General features: G+C 72.6%; 13 protein-coding genes and 3 pseudogenes. 6 read left to right on the forward strand and 10 right to left on the reverse strand.

What is annotated here, in order from left to right; all coding sequences use genetic code 11:
- Positions 1-92 precede the first annotated feature (92 nt).
- The 3 genes and pseudogenes from IT780_RS43530 to purE form a co-directional block, all read left to right on the forward strand.
- Positions 93-500, forward strand: a pseudogene (locus tag IT780_RS43530) (5-(carboxyamino)imidazole ribonucleotide synthase); the annotation flags it as partial.
- A gap of 102 nt (positions 501-602) precedes the next feature.
- Positions 603-1340, forward strand: a pseudogene (locus IT780_RS43535) (5-(carboxyamino)imidazole ribonucleotide synthase); the annotation flags it as partial.
- Positions 1340-1837 (forward strand): 5-(carboxyamino)imidazole ribonucleotide mutase, encoded by a 498-nt coding sequence (gene purE / locus IT780_RS32330; protein ID WP_199515632.1) that lies wholly within the window; start codon positions 1340-1342, stop codon positions 1835-1837. The pseudogene IT780_RS43535 and the gene purE, both read left to right, overlap by 1 nt.
- 8 nt (positions 1838-1845) lie before the next feature.
- On the opposite strand, the gene IT780_RS32335 is transcribed toward purE, so the two are convergent.
- Both IT780_RS32335 and IT780_RS32340 read right to left on the reverse strand, forming a co-directional pair.
- Positions 1846-7137: an SCO7613 C-terminal domain-containing membrane protein gene (locus tag IT780_RS32335; protein ID WP_199515633.1), complete on the reverse strand. Its 5292-nt coding sequence runs from the start codon at positions 7135-7137 to the stop codon at positions 1846-1848.
- A 134-nt stretch (positions 7138-7271) separates the two neighbouring features.
- Positions 7272-8711 carry a UDP-glucose dehydrogenase family protein gene (locus tag IT780_RS32340; RefSeq protein ID WP_199515634.1) on the reverse strand — a complete coding sequence of 480 codons (1440 nt, stop codon included), beginning with the start codon at positions 8709-8711 and terminating at the stop codon, positions 7272-7274.
- A gap of 150 nt (positions 8712-8861) precedes the next feature.
- On the opposite strand from IT780_RS32340, the gene IT780_RS32345 reads away from it, so the two are divergent.
- Complete coding sequence (locus tag IT780_RS32345; protein WP_199515635.1) at positions 8862-10016, forward strand: acyl-CoA dehydrogenase family protein; 1155 nt, start codon at positions 8862-8864, stop codon at positions 10014-10016.
- 5 nt (positions 10017-10021) lie between these two features.
- Here IT780_RS32345 and IT780_RS32350 read toward each other — a convergent pair whose 3' ends face one another.
- From IT780_RS32350 to IT780_RS32375, 6 genes and pseudogenes are all read right to left on the reverse strand, one after another.
- A complete protein-coding gene (locus tag IT780_RS32350) occupies positions 10022-10408 on the reverse strand; it encodes a hypothetical protein (protein WP_199515636.1) in 387 nt (128 codons plus the stop codon).
- Between the two features lie 11 nt (positions 10409-10419).
- Positions 10420-10863, reverse strand: coding sequence for a SitI3 family protein (locus IT780_RS32355; RefSeq protein ID WP_199515637.1), 444 nt, complete (start codon positions 10861-10863; stop codon positions 10420-10422).
- Positions 10864-10871: 8 nt separating this feature from the next.
- Positions 10872-11346 (reverse strand): annotated as a pseudogene (locus IT780_RS42275) (CdiA C-terminal domain-containing protein).
- 173 nt (positions 11347-11519) lie between these two features.
- Complete coding sequence (locus IT780_RS32365) at positions 11520-12221, reverse strand: WXG100 family type VII secretion target (protein ID WP_199515638.1); 702 nt, start codon at positions 12219-12221, stop codon at positions 11520-11522.
- On the reverse strand, positions 12218-12532 hold the full coding sequence (locus IT780_RS32370; RefSeq protein ID WP_199515639.1) for a type VII secretion target: 315 nt from the start codon (positions 12530-12532) through the stop codon (positions 12218-12220). Before IT780_RS32370 ends, IT780_RS32365 begins: the two co-directional genes overlap by 4 nt.
- A gap of 3 nt (positions 12533-12535) precedes the next feature.
- On the reverse strand, positions 12536-12934 hold the full coding sequence (locus IT780_RS32375; protein WP_199515640.1) for a YbaB/EbfC family nucleoid-associated protein: 399 nt from the start codon (positions 12932-12934) through the stop codon (positions 12536-12538).
- A gap of 143 nt (positions 12935-13077) precedes the next feature.
- Between IT780_RS32375 and IT780_RS32380 the strand changes: the two genes are divergently transcribed.
- Entirely contained in the window at positions 13078-13638 is a 561-nt protein-coding gene (locus IT780_RS32380; protein ID WP_199515641.1) for a Uma2 family endonuclease, read from the forward strand.
- A 4-nt stretch (positions 13639-13642) separates the two neighbouring features.
- On the opposite strand, the gene IT780_RS32385 is transcribed toward IT780_RS32380, so the two are convergent.
- Together IT780_RS32385 and IT780_RS32390 are read right to left on the reverse strand one after the other, a co-directional pair.
- Positions 13643-14404, reverse strand: coding sequence for a sulfite exporter TauE/SafE family protein (locus IT780_RS32385; protein ID WP_307831503.1), 762 nt, complete (start codon positions 14402-14404; stop codon positions 13643-13645).
- A 10-nt stretch (positions 14405-14414) separates the two neighbouring features.
- The gene (locus IT780_RS32390; protein WP_199515642.1) at positions 14415-15467 is read right to left on the reverse strand and encodes a hypothetical protein; all 1053 of its coding nucleotides are present in this window, start codon (positions 15465-15467) and stop codon (positions 14415-14417) included.
- A 50-nt stretch (positions 15468-15517) separates the two neighbouring features.
- Between IT780_RS32390 and IT780_RS32395 the strand changes: the two genes are divergently transcribed.
- Positions 15518-16033 carry an acyl-CoA thioesterase gene (locus IT780_RS32395; RefSeq protein WP_199515643.1) on the forward strand — a complete coding sequence of 172 codons (516 nt, stop codon included), beginning with the start codon at positions 15518-15520 and terminating at the stop codon, positions 16031-16033.
- Positions 16034-16038 lie beyond the last annotated feature (5 nt).

Consider the following 16038-nt stretch of genomic DNA (forward strand, 5'->3'; position numbering starts at 1 on the left):
GGGGTGGGCCGGGGCTGGGTGGTTGCCCGCCTGGTGGGCGGGGACGGGCCCTGTACCAGCGGCGGGATGCCGGTCGTTAGGCTTGGGCCGCGATGGATACTCGAACCGGCCTTCCCGTTGTCGGCATGGTGGGCGGTGGGCAGCTGGCCCGGATGACCCACCAGGCCGCGATCGCCCTCGGTCAGTCGCTGCGGGTGCTCTCCGTGTCACCCCACGACAGCGCGGCGCTGGTCGCCGCCGACGTGCGCATCGGCACGCACACCGATCTTGCCGCGCTGCGGGAGTTCGCGAAGGGGTGCGACGCCGTCACCTTCGACCACGAGCATGTGCCGACCGGGCACATCGCCGCGCTGGCCGCCGAGGGCGTGAAGATCTACCCGGCCGCCGACGCGATCGTGTTCGCGCAGGACAAGCAGCGGATGCGCGAACGGCTGAACGAGCTGGGCGCGCCGGTGCCACGCTGGCGTCCGGTGAGCAGCGCCGCGGAGATCGCCGAGTTCGCCGCCTCGCTTTCCGGGGCCGGCGGGCAGGGAGCGGCCACCTCCGCCGGCGGGACCGGCGGGAATGCCGGCGGAAATGGCGGGGATGCCGGCGGGACCGGCGGGGATGCCGGCGGCTGGCCGGTCGTCGCGAAGGCCGTGCGCGGTGGATATGACGGCCGTGGCGTGTGGATGCTCGCCGACGCTGCCGCCGCCGAGGAGCTGGTCGCCACCGGGACGCCGCTGATCGTCGAGGAGCGGGTGCCGCTGCGGCGTGAGCTGGCCGCCCTGGTCGCCCGATCGCCGTTCGGGCAGGTCGCCGCGTATCCCGTGGTCGAGACCGTGCAGCGGGACGGCATCTGCGTGCAGGTGCTCGCGCCCGCGCCCGGGCTCTCCGAGGCACGGGCCCTCGAGGCGCAGCAGCTCGCCATCGACCTCGCCCACGCGCTCGGCGTCGTCGGGCTGCTTGCCGTCGAGCTGTTCGAGACCGACGCCGGCATCGTCGTCAACGAGCTGGCGATGCGGCCGCACAACTCCGGGCACTGGACCATCGAGGGTGCTCGTACCTCTCAGTTCGAGCAGCACCTGCGCGCCGTGCTGGACTATCCGATGGGCGAGACCTCGCTGGCCGCCCCGGCCGTCGTCATGGCGAACGTGCTCGGCGGGCAGCCCGGCGGCATGTCGCTCGACGAGCGCCTGCACCACCTCTTCGCCGACGACCCCGGCGTGCGCGTCCACCTGTACGGCAAGCAGGTCCGCCCCGGCCGCAAGATCGGGCACGTCACGGTGCTCGGCGACGACATGACGTCCGTACGCGCCCGCGCGGCACGCGCCGCCCGCCGGCTCCAGGAAGGCGAATGATGGCACCCTCCGTCGGCCTCATCATGGGTAGCGACTCCGACTGGTCCACGATGGAGGCGGCGGCGCTGGCCCTCGCCGAGTTCGAGGTGCCGTTCGAGGTGGGGGTGGTCTCCGCCCACCGTACGGTGCAGAAGATGGTCGACTACGCGAGCTCGGCCGCCGACCGGGGGCTCAAGGTCATCATCACCGGCGCGGGCGGGGCGGCGCACCTGCCCGGGATGGTCGCGGCCCTCACCCCGCTGCCGGTCATCGGCGTACCGGTGCCGCTGAAGTACCTCGACGGCATGGACTCGCTGCTCTCGATCGTCCAGATGCCGGCCGGCGTGCCGGTGGCGACCGTGTCGATCGGCGGGGCGCGCAACGCCGGGCTGCTCGCGGTGCGGATCCTCGGGGCGTCGGATCCGGTGCTGCTGAAGAAGATGCAGGCCTTCCAATCGAACCTGGAGCAGGTCGTCGCGGAGAAGGACGCCGCGCTGCGCGCACGCCTGATGAGCTGACGCGCCCGTCAGCGCAGCCGCACCAGCGCCCCCCGCAAACGCTCCTGGGTCCGCCTGCGGTTCTCGTTGGTCGCGCCCAGGAAGAGCAGGACCACTCCGACCGGTACGAGCACCAGCCACGGCCCGACCAGCGTCGTCGCGAAGTGGATCGTTGCCACCGCCGTGGCCGCCGCTCCGATCACGACCGGGGCCTGCTGCTGCAGGCGGGAGCCGATGATCAGCGTCGTCACCGCGCCGAGCAGCAGGAGGAGTTCGCGCAGGTCGCCCGCGTTCGTGGCGATGACCAGGCCGGTTGTCGGGACGAACGCGGCGAGCAGGGACGGGCCGTACGCCGCCCAGCTGCTCAGGTCCTGGCGCTGGCGGGCCTCGAGGGCGCCGACAAGCAGGGCCAGCGCCGCGAACGGGAGGGTGTACGCCTCCGGCAGCGCCACGTCCGCGAGGGCCACGAAGAGCCAGATGCCGATGATCTCGAACCCGACCGCCAGCCAGAACAGGTTGCGGCGCTGGTTGGGCGTACGGCCGGGGCGGGTCGCCGTGAGGCCGAGGATCGCACCCCAGGCGGCGAGCAGGGCGGCGAGGTGGGACGGCGAGTCGTACGCGAGGGCGCCCGCGACCAGCGCCGAGGCGTACCCGCTCCACTCGACCGTGGTGGCTTCGAGGCGGTATTCGGGCAGGCCGAGGCGGGGGAGCGCGGCCTCGAGGACCAGCAGCGCCGCGCCGACGGCCAGCACGCCGAAGGACGCCCATTCGGCGGTGAGCCCCGCGATCAGCGCGACGGCCAGCACGAACGCCTGGCCCATCGTCGCGGTGAACAGCCAGCCGAGGACGCGGGCGTGCCGGCTGCGGCCCGCGACCGCCGCCACCAGCCCGACGCCGATCGCCGAGCCCAGCGTGAACAGCGTCAGCTCGTGGGTGGCGAGGCTGCCGGAGAGGCCGGCGCCACCGGCGAGCAGGCCGATGACGAACACGACGGTGCGGGTGGCGCGCAGCAGTGCCGCCCGGTCGGAGACGGGTGGCGGCGTCAGCGCCAGGCCGAGCATGACGATCGTGAAGACCACCAGGGCCGCCGACGTCGACGTCGGCCAGCGCGCGTCCAGGGCGATGGGCGCGATCAGCAGGGTGATCGCCAGGCCGGGCAGGATCACGGGTACGGCCTCGGCGGGCTTGCCACCGAAGCCGAGGGCTGCGAGCGCGGCGGCCACGGTCAGCAGCACCGCCGCCAGCACGGACGTACCGTCGACGCTGCCGGATGCCGGGTTGGTCAGCGCCTCGACCGGGCCGTCCCAGATCGCGCGGAGCTGCTGCATCGGGTCGAACAGCGCCGCCCGCAGCGCCGGGGCGAGTGACAGCAACGCCAGGACGGTGGGCAATGCCGCCACGATGACCGCGCCGGTCGCCGGGTCGACGAGCCACCGCCCGCGCAGGCGGCTGGGGCGCATCGCACCCCAGCGCACGTCGGCGTAGCTGGGCGCGGTGTATTTCGGGCGCCGGACGGGCCGCCAGGACGGCCGCGCCGCGACCCGCAGGCTCGGTGCCGGTACGGCGCCCCGCAACAGCTCCGCGACGACGCCCAGCAGGGCGGCGGCCGCCGCGTACAGGGCCGTCGGGTAGTCGCTCGGTACGGAGGCCAGCGCCGTGATCGTGGCCCCGCCGACCAGCCCGATCGTGGCCCACGGCAGATACTGCGCGATCCGGGTGCCGGCGACCGCGAGCAGGGCCAGGGCGAGGCTCGACCCGGCCAGCCCGGCGGTCAGCACGACCGGGACCGTACGGTTCTGCTCGGCGGCGATCGCGGCGAGCACGCCGGGGGCGGCCAGCAGGGCGCCCAGCGTGGCGGCCCCGCCGATCTGGGCGCGGTGCCGAGGCATGCCGGTCTCGTCGCTGATGGCCACGCCGTCCTCGGCGACGGCCCGCTGCGCCCATTCCCGGCGTTCCTGCGGGTTGAGGCGGGTCCGGGAGAGCCAGGCGGTGAGCACGCACGCCGCGATGATGAAGGTCAGCGCGACCGCGGTGGCCCACGGCCGGATCAGGCCGGCGCCGGCGGCGTGCAGGGCCACCACGGCGGCCACCCCGGCCCGGTCGAGGGCGTCGCGGGGATCGGTGGCCGCCGCGGACGCGATGCCGTATCCCATGGCGACGGCGCCACCGATGAACAGCGGGGACCACCAGGGCAGTCCGAGGGCGGCGGGCGCGCCGATGGTCGCGAGTGCGACGCAGACCGCGCTGACGTCGTACTTCCACGGGCGGGGCAGGGCGAACGCCGACGCGATCGCTATGAGCAGCAGCGCGAACGGCGCTTGCCAGGCGCCCGGGGGTGCCGTGGTGGGCAGGGCGCCGATGTCCGAGGCCCAGATGTTCCCAGGCGCGGCGATCAGCCGCACCCCGTAGATGAGCGCCTGCCAGCCGGCGATGGCGCCGATCACCAGGCCGGCCACCGCCAGGCCGCGGACCGGGCCGCGCCGCCAGTCGTCCGGCAGCGCGCGGACCCCGAAGGCGACGATCAGCACCACGATCGCCGCGACGGCCAGCGGCGCCTCGGGGAAGGCCAGGGCGGCGACCCGGGCGAGCGCGCCGCAGACCGCCACGGTGGCGGCCGCCGCGGCGATGTCGGGGCCGTCGAGCATCCGGTCCGCGCGCCGGCCGTTGTCCAGCGACTTGGCGAAGAACAGCAGGAGGGCGGCGGCGAGCAGGAGCGCGCCCACCCAGATGTCCGGCGCGGTGGAGCCCGGTGCCAGCAGGGCGGCCAGGGCGAGGGCGACCGCGCCCAGCCCGGTCCCGGCGGTCAGCGGGATGCTGATCTCACGCCGGGCCACCTGGAACACCGCCGCGTACGTGAGCGTGCCGGCCACGGCGAGGAAGCCGAGGGCCAGCGCGGGCACCGTGACGGCCTCGGTGGGCGGTGGCCCGTCGCCGCGGTCGTGGACGGCGAGGACCGCGGTGACCACGGCACCGGGGATGGCCAGGGCCGCCGCCCCGGACGCCCAGTCGCCGATCAGCCAGGCGTACAGGCGTACCGGGATCTGGCGGGCCGCGACCGCGACCATCACGCCCGCGCCCGCGAGCGCGGTGAGCACCGCGGCCGTCAGCCACGACGCGCTCAGCGCGGCGCCGGCGCCGAAGAGGCCGACGACGCCCGCGGCCGCGATGTGCGCGACCGCGACCCGGCGGGTCGGCGCGAGCAGGCCGGCGGCGCCGATGCCGATGGCCGCCACGACGAGCGGCCAGGGCGCCTCCGACCAGGGCAGACCCAGCGACGACGGTACGGAGAGGGCGGTCAGTGCGACGCCGGTCACCGCGCCTTCCCACCTGTACTCGGTGGGGAGGGCGAGCGCGGCCGCCACGGTCAGCAGCAGTGCGCTGAGGGCCAGCAGCCAGCCCGACTCGCCCGCCGCCGCGGCGAGCCGGCCCGCGTACGCGGCGGTGTCCGCGTTCCACACCGGCCGCGCGGCCTGCACCGGCGCGAGCGCCGCGCGGAGGGCGTCGACGGCCACGAACAGGCCGATGAGCGTGAGGGCGGCGGCCGACGCGTACTGCGGTCCGCGCCGCACCTCGTCCGCGAGCATGCGCACGGCAGCCCCGGTGACGGCGACGGCGGCGGACGCGGCGGCGAGGGTCCAGGCCGGTGAGCCGACCGCCGCGATGCGGGCGCAGGTGCCGATGATCGCCAGGGTCAGCACGGCCCCGGCGATGTTGCGCGCGAGGATCTGGTCGACCATGCGCGCGGCCGCGGACACGATCACAGCGGCGAGAATCAAGATCAATCCGGAGCGTACGGCGTCCACCACGGCGTCCGCGCTCAGCAGCGCGGCGGTGGCGTACAGCAGCGCGCCGGCGGCAGCGACGCACAGCAGGCTGAAGGTCAGCTGCCGCAGCCAGCCGGCCGACGGCGGCGTGGCGGGCGGCGCGAGCGGCACCGAGCCGGCGGCGGGCGCGCCGGCCGGCCGCGGCCCGGGGAAGATCCGCGTGGGCAGCCAGCGCCGGCGGCGGCGCCCGGTGAGCCCGTCGATGATCAGGTCGGGTTCCTCGGGCCGGGACTCGGGACGGTCCGGCGTGCCGAAGCCCGCGTCGGCAGCGGCGGGATCGGTCTCGGTGGCCTGCGCGTCGGCGCTGTAGGACCCCGGGTCCGCCGGGTCGTTGCGCGACTCGAAGTCGCGGGCGCCGAGGTCCCGGGCGTCGGCCTCGGCCAGCGACTCCCGGTCGCCGGCGACGGGTCGTCCCACGGGCCAGCGCGGCACCAGCCGGCCCCGCCGGATCACCGTGGTGAGCAGGAGCAGGTCGACGACGGCCACCGCGGTGAGCGCCAGCGCCCATCCGGCCGGGCTCTCGATCAACGGGTACGCGAGCAGCGGCGGCACCGGCTGCACGGCGACGACCGTGGCGTACCGCGGGGCGGCGAGCCGCGTGACACCGGCGTAGACGAACGACGCCGCCGCGGTGATGAGCAGCGTGACGCCGAGGAACACCGGGGCGGGCACGCGGGAACCGCCGAACGCGGGACTGCCGTGCAGGGCGTACAGGCTCATCGGCAGCAGGATGAGCCCCACCGCCGCGAGCGTCTCCCCGGTCGAGGTGAGGCCCCGGCGGGCGATCGCGGGCGCGGCGGCCAGGGCGATCCCGGTGAAGATCGCCAGGATGAAGGCGCGGCCCACGCCGTTGCTGGTCGCCCCGGCGAAGACGACGGCGGCGACGCCGAGGACGAGCGCGCTGAGGCCGAGCAGGATGTTCTGCACCGACTGCGACGAGGTCTCCGGCTCGTGCACCGGAGGCTGGGGCGGCAACGGCGCCACCCGTGGGCGCCGCGGCGGCGCGGCGGGCGGCGGCTCCTCGGTGGGCGGCGGGTCGTCGACCAGCACGGTCACCCCGTCGGTGGCGTGCCCGGGCGGCCCGGTGTACGGCGTGCCCGGCGGTGACCAGGACGGACGTCCCTCGGCGGGCGCGGCTGCCGAGGGTGCACCGGCGGTTCGGGCGGCCCCGGCCCCGACCGGTTGTTCCGGCGTCGCCGCGAGCCGCCCGGAAGCACCGACGGGCCCGGCCGCGACGTCAGCAGCCCCGGCGGCGGCCGCGCTCTCGGCCGTCCGCCGACGCAGTCGCCGGCCCGCGGCCGCCTTCGCCGCGGCGCGTTTCCGCTGCTGGTTGGCGTGCGCGAGGATGTCCCGCTGGAACTGCGCGGCCTGGATCTTGCTCGCGATGTTCGTGCGTTCCTTGGCCGCCGCGAGATCACGGATCTTCAGTTCCGCGATCGACGCCTCGATACGGGCCAACTCCTCGTCGTAGCTGTCCGGCTCCTGCGCCTGCGCCACGGCACCTCCTTGACCCGACCCACCCCGAGCATGCCTTCCCGACACCTCATTAGAACAGTCCCAAGCGGGTCGAGATCAATGGAAACGGCCGCGAACCCGGCAGGTTCGCGGCCGTGACCATCATTCGGTCAGTCTCAGAGCGCCGGGGCGGGCCGTCCCATGCCGCGGTACTGCCAGCCGGCCCGCACCCACAGGACCGGGTCCAGGCAGTTCTTGCCGTCGATGACGCGCTTGCCGGCGACCGCCTCGCCCAGCGCCTGCGGGTCGGCGTTGCGGAACTCCGCCCACTCGGTGAGCACGCACACCAGTTCGGCGCCGGCGACCGCTTCCGCCATGGAGGTCTCGTACGTGAGCTGCGGCTGCACTGTCCGCGCGTTGTCCATGCCCTGCGGGTCGTACACGTGCACGTCGGCGCCGGCCTTGGCCAGGGCCGCGGCGACGGCGAGCGCGGGCGCGTCGCGTACGTCATCGGAGTTGGGCTTGAACGCGGCGCCGAGCACGGCGATCCGGGTGCCGGACAGGTCGGGGCCCGCCGGGCCCGGCCGGCGGCCCAGCATCTCGGCGGCGAACTGCAGCACCTTGGTGCGCCGCCGCTGGTTGATCAGGTCGACCTCGTGCAGGAACCGCAGCGCCTCACCCGCGCCGAGCTCCTGCGCCCGGGCCTGGAACGCCCGGATGTCCTTGGGCAGGCAGCCGCCACCGAAACCGACCCCGGCCTGCAGGAACCGGTTGCCGATGCGCGGGTCGTACCCGATCGCCTTGGCCAGCTGGGTCACGTCGCCGCCGGCGACCTCACACACCTCGGCCATCGCGTTGATGAAGCTGATCTTCGTGGCGAGGAACGCGTTCGCGGCGACCTTGACGAGTTCCGCGGTGGCGAAGTCGGTCACCACCAGCGGCACCTCCCGGTCCTCGGTCGCGGCCAGGTCGAACACACCCTTGTGCGCGGCGTACAGCATGCCGTTGGCCCACTCGGTCTTCACGCCGACCACGATCCGGTTCGGGCGCAGCACGTCCTCGACCGCGAAGCCCTCCTGCAGGAACTCCGGCGACCACGCCACCTCGATGCCCAGCTCCGGGTCGGTGTGCTTGGCGACCAGCTGCTCCACCCACTCGGCCGTACCCACCGGCACCGTGGACTTGCCCACGATCAACGCCCGGCGGTTCAGGTGCCGGGCGAGATTGGTCACCGACGCCTCGACGTACGCCAGGTCCGCGCCCATCCCGTCGGCGCGCTGCGGGGTGCCCACGCAGATGAAGTGCACGTCGGCGAACTCGGCGACCTCCTCGTACGAGGTCGTGAACCGCAGCCGCCCGGAGTTCAGGTTGGCCCGCAGCAGCTCGTCCAGCCCCGGCTCGTGGAACGGCACCTGCCCCGCGGCCAGCTTCGCGATCTTCGGCTCGTCCACGTCGAAGCCCAGCACGTCGTAGCCCAGCTCGGCGAAGCAGATGGCGTACGTGGCGCCCAGGTAGCCCGTGCCGAGGAACGCCAGCCGCGGCCGGGGAGCGCCGGACGGCACCTCGACCTCCGGGAACGCGGGTACGGTCTGCGTGGTCGGGTACGGGATGGTCACGCTGTGAACTCCAGTCACCAGGGGTACGTGGCAAACACCTTCTCACGGGGTCGCACAAACCGTCCGACCGCCGTCCGGGGCGAGGATAGTGCGCGTACCCTACGCGTCGGTAACATAGGGCGGCGGAGTCGCAGAGAAGGGGCCACAGCCATGCCTGAGTTCGACGTCTATCAGCTGCCGGAGGACCACGAGACCATCCGGGCGGCCGTACGCGAGGTCTGCGACGCCCGCGTGGCGCCGAACGCGGCGGAGGCCGACGAGAGCGGCGAGTTCCCCAAGGCGTCGTACGAGGCCCTGCGCTCCTCGGACTTCCACGCCCCGCACATCCCCGTCGAGTACGGCGGCGCCGGCGCGGACGCCCTGGCCACGGCGATCGTCATCGAAGAGGTCGCGCGCGCCTGCGCCAGCTCCTCACTGATCCCGGCGGTGAACAAGCTCGGCACGATGCCCCTGCTCCTCGCCGGTTCCGAGTCGGTGAAGGAGCGCTACCTGCCGCCGGTGGCCCGCGGCGAGGCGATGTTCTCGTACTGTCTGTCGGAGCCCGAAGCGGGCAGCGACGCGGCCTCCATGACCACCCGCGCGGTTCGCGACGGTGACTACTGGATCCTCAACGGCGTCAAGCGCTGGATCACCAACGCGGGCGTCTCGGAGTACTACACGGTCTTCGCGGTGACCGACCCCGCCGCCCGCTCCCGCGGCATCTCCGCCTTCGTCGTGGAGAAGTCCGACGAGGGCGTCAGCTTCGGCGCGCCGGAGAAGAAGCTCGGCATCAAGGGCAGCCCCACCCGCGAGGTCTACTTCGACAACGTCCGCATCCCGGCGGACCGCATCATCGGCGACGAGGGCACCGGCTTCGCGACCGCGATGAAGACCCTCGACCACACCCGCGTCACCATCGCGGCCCAGGCCGTCGGCATCGCCCAGGGCGCGCTCGACTTCGCCCTCGGGTACGCGAAGGAACGCAAGCAGTTCGGCAAGCCCATCGCCGACTTCCAGGGCCTGCAGTTCATGCTCGCCGACATGGGCATGAAACTCGAGGCGGCCCGCCAGATGACGTACGTGGCAGCCGGCAAGAGCGAACGGGGCGACGCGGACCTCACGTACTTCGGTGCGGCGGCCAAATGCTTCGCCTCGGACGCGGCCATGGAGATCACGACGGACGCGGTGCAGATCCTGGGCGGGTACGGCTACACCCGCGACTACCCCGTGGAACGCATGATGCGCGACGCGAAGATCACCCAGATCTACGAGGGCACCAACCAGGTCCAGCGCATCGTGATGGCGCGCCAGCTCCTCAAGGGCTGACGCCGTCACCGGGGGCGGAGCTCGGCCGACACCGCCATGTCGTCAAGCTCCGCCCATCCGACCGTCCCGTAGTAGTAGTCGTCGTTCTTCTCCCACCGGAACCCGGCCGGGATGGTCTCGCCCGCGTCGTCGTTGAGGCCACGCCACCAGATCGCACGAATATTCTCACCGTCCGGCGCGGTGAGCTCGAGGACGGCGCCGTCCCGGTGGCGGGCGGTGGTGGTGAAGCGGACGACCAACGCCACGGGCTCGGGCGCCGACTCGTACGTCCGCCTCCACAGTTCCCCGTCGACCAGCAGGTACGTGCCGGACAGCACGCGGTCGCGCAGGGCAGCGCGGTGCTGAGCCGCCAGGAACTCCGGACTGTCGAGCGCCCACTGTTCCGAACTCACGGCGGATCCCTTCACCCAGGAAGAATCTCGTTCGCGCCGGCATAGTGATCCCACCACGGCTCCCGGCGATGCTTTACCAGCTCCCCGCCGAACCGTGTGAACAACAGAACGTCGCTGTTCAGTACGAGGACGGCGTTCTCCTCGCCCGTCTGCAACACCCGTCGCACCACCGTCAGCATGTTCGTGACCTCCCAGGTGAAGTCGGCGAACTTGTCCATCCGGAATCCGATCGACGTGAAGGCCGTCGGTTCCCATTCCCACATGCCGGTGTCAGAGCTGGCGGAGACGTACCCGTTCTCGCCCGCCAGAATGGTGAGCTCGAAGCCGTATCGGTCGTAGAGGTCCGCTGAGAGCAGTTCCGGTGTCCCGGTCGGGTGCTCCTCCGGCACCGCGCGCGTCGCCAGCTGCTCGACCGGGATGCTGCCCTCCAGCGTCAGTTCATATTCAAGCGCCATGCTGGTTCTCAATCGTCTTGTCGGGGAACAAGCTGGATGATCCGCCCGTCCGGCGTGATGGCCTTGACCTCTCTAAGCCGATCGATTGGCCAGTCGTCGAACTGCTTTCGGAGTGCAGCAACATCGCCCTCCCAATCCTCGAGGTTCACCACGACTCGCTGCGTCTGATTCTTCTTGATCTTCTTCCCGACCTCGTACCAGACTCCGCGCACCGGCTTGTCGGCTCCCGGGGAGTAGCAGTCGAACACTCTGCCTTCGAGGAGATAGTCCGGCTTGGAACGTTCCCTACCGGTGTCGCCGGTTGCCGCCCGGGCCGCAGCGACCTCCTCGCGTGTGGGGTTTTGTTGGATCCGGTAGCCGCGGTCGGCGAGGATCTCGGCGGCCCGTGTTCTCGCGATGGAGCGATCGCTGGACGTCCGTATCCTGGCTCTGGCTGACGTCCGTCGGATGGCCGGTCGGGGAGCCGCCCGGGTCGCCGGTGATGTGCGTGACGAAGTGGTCTGGCTGCCCGCCGCCGCCTCCCGCGCCGGCCCGACCCGTCCGGGCCACCTCTTCGATTGCATCGTGGCCACCTCGGACGCTGTGCGCGGCGCTGTGGCTTCGGGCTTGGCGAGGGCCTGGCTCGTCGCTGCCGTGCGGCCTTCGCGGCACCGGGCTCAGCCTTTGAGGAGGGTCGTCAGGTTCTGGAGGCTGGTGATCAGCGCGCTCGTGTAGCTCATGATGCGGCCCGCCCATTTCACCACTGCCGAGGCGATCTGGGCGGCCACCACCGGGATCGTCACCACCAGGAGCGACTCCGCCGCCCAGACGATCACCCGGGCGACCAGGTCGGCGATCAGGTCACGGACGATGTCGCGGGTGAAGGTGACCAGGTTGCCGGCCGCCTGGGTGGCCGCGGCCATCGTCGCGGCCAGCACGCCGAGGCCGTCCAGCGCGTCGACGTTGTTGGCCATCAGGTTCTGGTACGTCTCCGCCGCCGGTCCCTGCCAGTCGGGTACGTCCGCGGCGAGGGCCGACTCGAGGTCGGTGGCCATCGACTGGAGTTCGGCCGCCATGTTCGTCCAGGTGGCGGCGTGGGAGGCGACATGGTCCGGGATGCCGGCCAGTTTGTCGAGCATCTCGCGGAGCGGGTCGAAATACTCCATCGCCCAGCCGAGGCCGTTGGACAGCAGGGCGCTGAACGGGTCCAGGACGGTCGCCGCGGCCTCGGTGGCGAACGCGCCGCCGGCCAGCGCCTGGTCGACCCAGGTGCCGCCGTCGACCGCCTGGTGCAGGCCCTGGAAGCTGTCCGCCAGGGAGAGGCCGGTCCACGCCGTACGCGTCGAGGTGACCGGGGCGACCAGCGACTCGCCGGTCATGTCAGGCGTCCCGCGCGCCGTACGCGGTCCGCTGACGTCCCGTCGACGGCGTCGTAGTCGTCCCCGGTGCGGATCAGCGCCTCCGCGGCCAGGGCGAGGTTCTCCTCCATGTACGCCAGGAGCTCGTCCTGCCGCACGTGCCGGCGCTCGAGGATCGTGGACATCCAGGCGCACAGCATCCCGTACGCCGCATCGTCCTGGGCGATGGCCGCGCTCGCGGCCTTGACCGCGCCGAACCGCCGCTGCACCGCGTCGATCTTCGCGGCGTGGGCCCGCAGCTGCGCGACGTCCACGGAGAACCCGTCGGCCATGCGTCACTCCCCGTCGCGCAACTGGTCGTCCAGCCGGTCGGCGATCGCATGGGCGGCCGGCGAGTCGGCGCCCAGCGTTTCCGTGATGATCTGCCGCGACTGCTCGGCGGCCTTCCTCCGAGCCTCCCGCAGCGCGCCGAGCACGGCGCGGGACACGACCTCCGGCGCGACGCGCTGGGTGCGGTCGGTGAGCCGCAGGTCGACGAGAACCCCGCCGGAGTCGATCGTCACCTCGGCGATGCCGTTGCCGTCCTCGGCGGTGACCCGCAGCTCGCCGAGGCGGTCGCTCATGGCCCGGGTGTCGGCGGCCTTACGGTCGATCCGGGCTTTCCAATCCGCCAGGTACGCCCGCGCGCCGTCGGGGTCGAGCAGCCCCTCGCTGTCGGGGAAGCTGCTGGTCATCGCGGGTCCTTACAGCCGAGCAGGGTGCCGTTCATCGTCGGCAGCCTATCAACGCCGGGCGATGTCCGGAGGTGCCTGCATCGGTTATCCACAGGCAACCGATGATTCGCTGCGGAGAGGCTCCCGAGACGTAGGATGACGACATGAGCGCGGAGGCCTTCGGCAAGCATCTCCCTGCCGTGGTCACGCTGGACGACCTGGCGGCGATGAATGCTGCCGATCAATACGGCCATCGTTACGAACTGAGTCCGGAAGGGGCGCTTTCTGTCATGCCGCCGCCGGATTCCGAGCACGCTGCCATCGCCAGTCGTCTGCTCGTGTGGCTGGCGCTTGCCGGGTGGCCGGCCGACCAGGTCCTTCAGGCGGTCGGTGTCAGGATCGCCGGGCCGGATGGCATCGGGGGACAGATCCCCGACCTCACCGTCTGGGCCAAGGCGCAGCCGCGCACGGTCTGGCTCGCCGTGACGGATCTGCTGCTGGTGGTGGAGATCGTGTCTCCGGGATCCGCGGCGATGGACGAGGTCATCAAGGCACGGGAGTATGCGCGAGCGGGGATTCCCCGGTACTGGATGGTCGAGCGTGACGTTGCGCAGACCGTGACCCTGCATACGCTTGGTCCGAGCGGAACCTACGACGTGGCGGCCAAGATGCCCCTTGCCTGGCTGTTGCAGACGTCGCCCGCCGACCACCTGCCCGAGCTCTGACCGCTCAGGCGGAGAAGAGCAGGCGGGCGATCGCGACCAGCCCGATCACGACGATCAGCGTCCGCATCAGGGCCGGTGACAACCGGCGGCCGAAGCGGGCCCCCGCCACCCCGCCCAGCGTCGCCCCGGCCGCGATCAGCGCGACCACGGTCCAGTCGACCGAGTGCCACGCGACCACCATGAACGTGACGGCGGCCAGCGCGTTCACGGCCGTGGTCAGCACGTTCTTCAGACCTGTGATGGCTTGCAGGGACTCCGCGGTCAGGACGCTCATCAGGCCGATGACCAGGACGCCCTGGGCCGCGCCGAAGTAGCCGCCGTAGATGCCGAGCAGGAACGTCCCGGCGATGAGGGTGATGTCCCGGGTGCGCGACGGTCCGGGGGCCCGGCGGCGGGCCGCGCGGCGTTGCAGGGCCGGGCCGGTCACCACCATGAGCAGGCCGAGCGCGATGAGCACGGGCACGATGGCCCGGAACGCTGACGCCGGCAACGCGAGCAGGAGGAGCGCCCCGGTGAGGCCACCGAGGCACGACGCGGGCAGGAGCTGTCTCAGGCGGCCGGCCTGGCCGGTGAGTTCGCGGCGGTAGCCCCAGGTGCCGGTGATGCCGCCGCCGACCAGGCCGATGTTGTTGGAGACGTTGGCGACCAGCGGCGGGTAGCCGAACAGCACGAGCGTCGGGAACGTGACCAGGGTGCCCGAGCCGACCACCACGTTGATCATGCCGGCCCAGAAGCCGGCGGCGAAGATCGCGAGCGGCTCGAGCACGCCTCCGACGCTACAGCCGGCGGGTGGCCTCGTCCTCTTCCGGACGGCGCTGCGCCGGCAGCGAGATCGGCCGCGTGTCGTCGGCGGCCTCGTCGGCCGGGCGTTCCAGGTTGGCCACCGTCGTCTTCTCCCGGACGGGAGCGGGAGAAGGGGCTTGAACCGGGGGTACGGGGGTCAGCCGCGTGGTCGGGTCCTGGGCCGGGTCGGGCCGTTCCTCGCCGAGGATGGACATCGACTTCGTCGTGGCCTCACCCGGTTCGGGCGTGGCGGGGACCGGGGTGAGGACCTGGGTGCGGTCGCCCGGCACCTCGGCCGGGCCCAGCACCTGGGTCCTGTCACCGTCCGAACCAGGGCCCGGACCAGCTGAGATGACCGTCGTGACCTCTTCCGACTTCGCGACGTCCCGGGTCGGCTCCTCCGACTTGGCGACGTCCTGCGTCGGCGCCTCGGCATGCGCGTCCCGCTCCTGCGGCGCGGGCGAAGGCTTCGGCGGCAGCGACTGCGGGGCGGGCGAAGGCGGCGGGAACAGCGACAGCAGCGTCGTCTTCTCGTCGCTGTCGTCCACCGCGAAGGCCGTCGTCCGTTCCGACGCCATCGGGGTGCCCGGTGCCGTGGCGGATCCCCGGGCCCGGCCGAGCGTGCCGATGAAGACCACCTGCGGTGGCTCGTACGCGGCCCAGCGGCGGGCGCTCAGAGCCGTGCAGAGCAGGGGAACGGCGAGCAGGAGCACGAGGCCGTACCCGGGGGTGCTGACGTTGAAGCCGTCCTTGGTGATCTCCGCCGGCCAGACGCCGGCGTACGAGTCGGGTGCGATGCGCGCCCAGGCGCCGATCCCGAGGAAGGCCAGGCCGGCGGCGAGCGGTCCGGCGGGGGAGATCGGGGCGAAGAGCAGGATCGCGTACGCCGCCCCGGCCAGCAGGAGCAGCAGCAGCCCGCCCAGCGACTCGGGGCCGCCGTTGTCGCGGGCCCGGCCGGTGAGGTCCTGGTCGAACCCGACCCCGCACAGGATCCACGTCGCGGGCGCCAGCACGAGGGCGTACAGGATCGACCGGAGATGTCGCACGTCCGGACCGTACCGGGGAACGGCAACCAGGAGGAATTAACGTATCGGCCATGAGTCAACACCCGTCGGGACGGCCGACCTCGCACTCGCGGGTCACGTTGAGCCGGATCATGAGTGCGGTCGACGTCAACCTGTACGGCACGGTGCACGGCGGCGTGTTGATGAAGTTCGTCGACGACGTGGCCGGCGCGGCGGCCGCCCGGCACAGCGGCGGGACCGCGGTGACCGCCGCGATCGACGAGATCGTGTTCGTGGAGCCGGTGCGGGTGGGCGACCTCGTGCACGCGTACGCGCAGGTGAACTGGACCGGCAGCACCTCGATGGAGGTGGGCGTACGGCTGACCGCGGAGCGGTGGGACACCGCCGGCGGCGATCCGATCACCGTGGCCACCGCCTACCTGGTGTTCGTCGGGGTGGACGTGTCGGGGCATCCGCGCACGGTCCCGCCGGTGGTGCCGGAGACGCCCGAGGACGAGCGCCGGTTCCGCGAGGCGATCATCCGTCGCGAGCACCGCCTGGCCCGGAGAAAAGCGATCCAGGCGGCCCGGGCCAGCCATGCTGAGTAACCGTT

Source organism: Nucisporomicrobium flavum (assembly GCF_016464385.1).
Lineage (GTDB): Bacteria > Actinomycetota > Actinomycetes > Mycobacteriales > Micromonosporaceae > Actinoplanes > Actinoplanes flavus_A.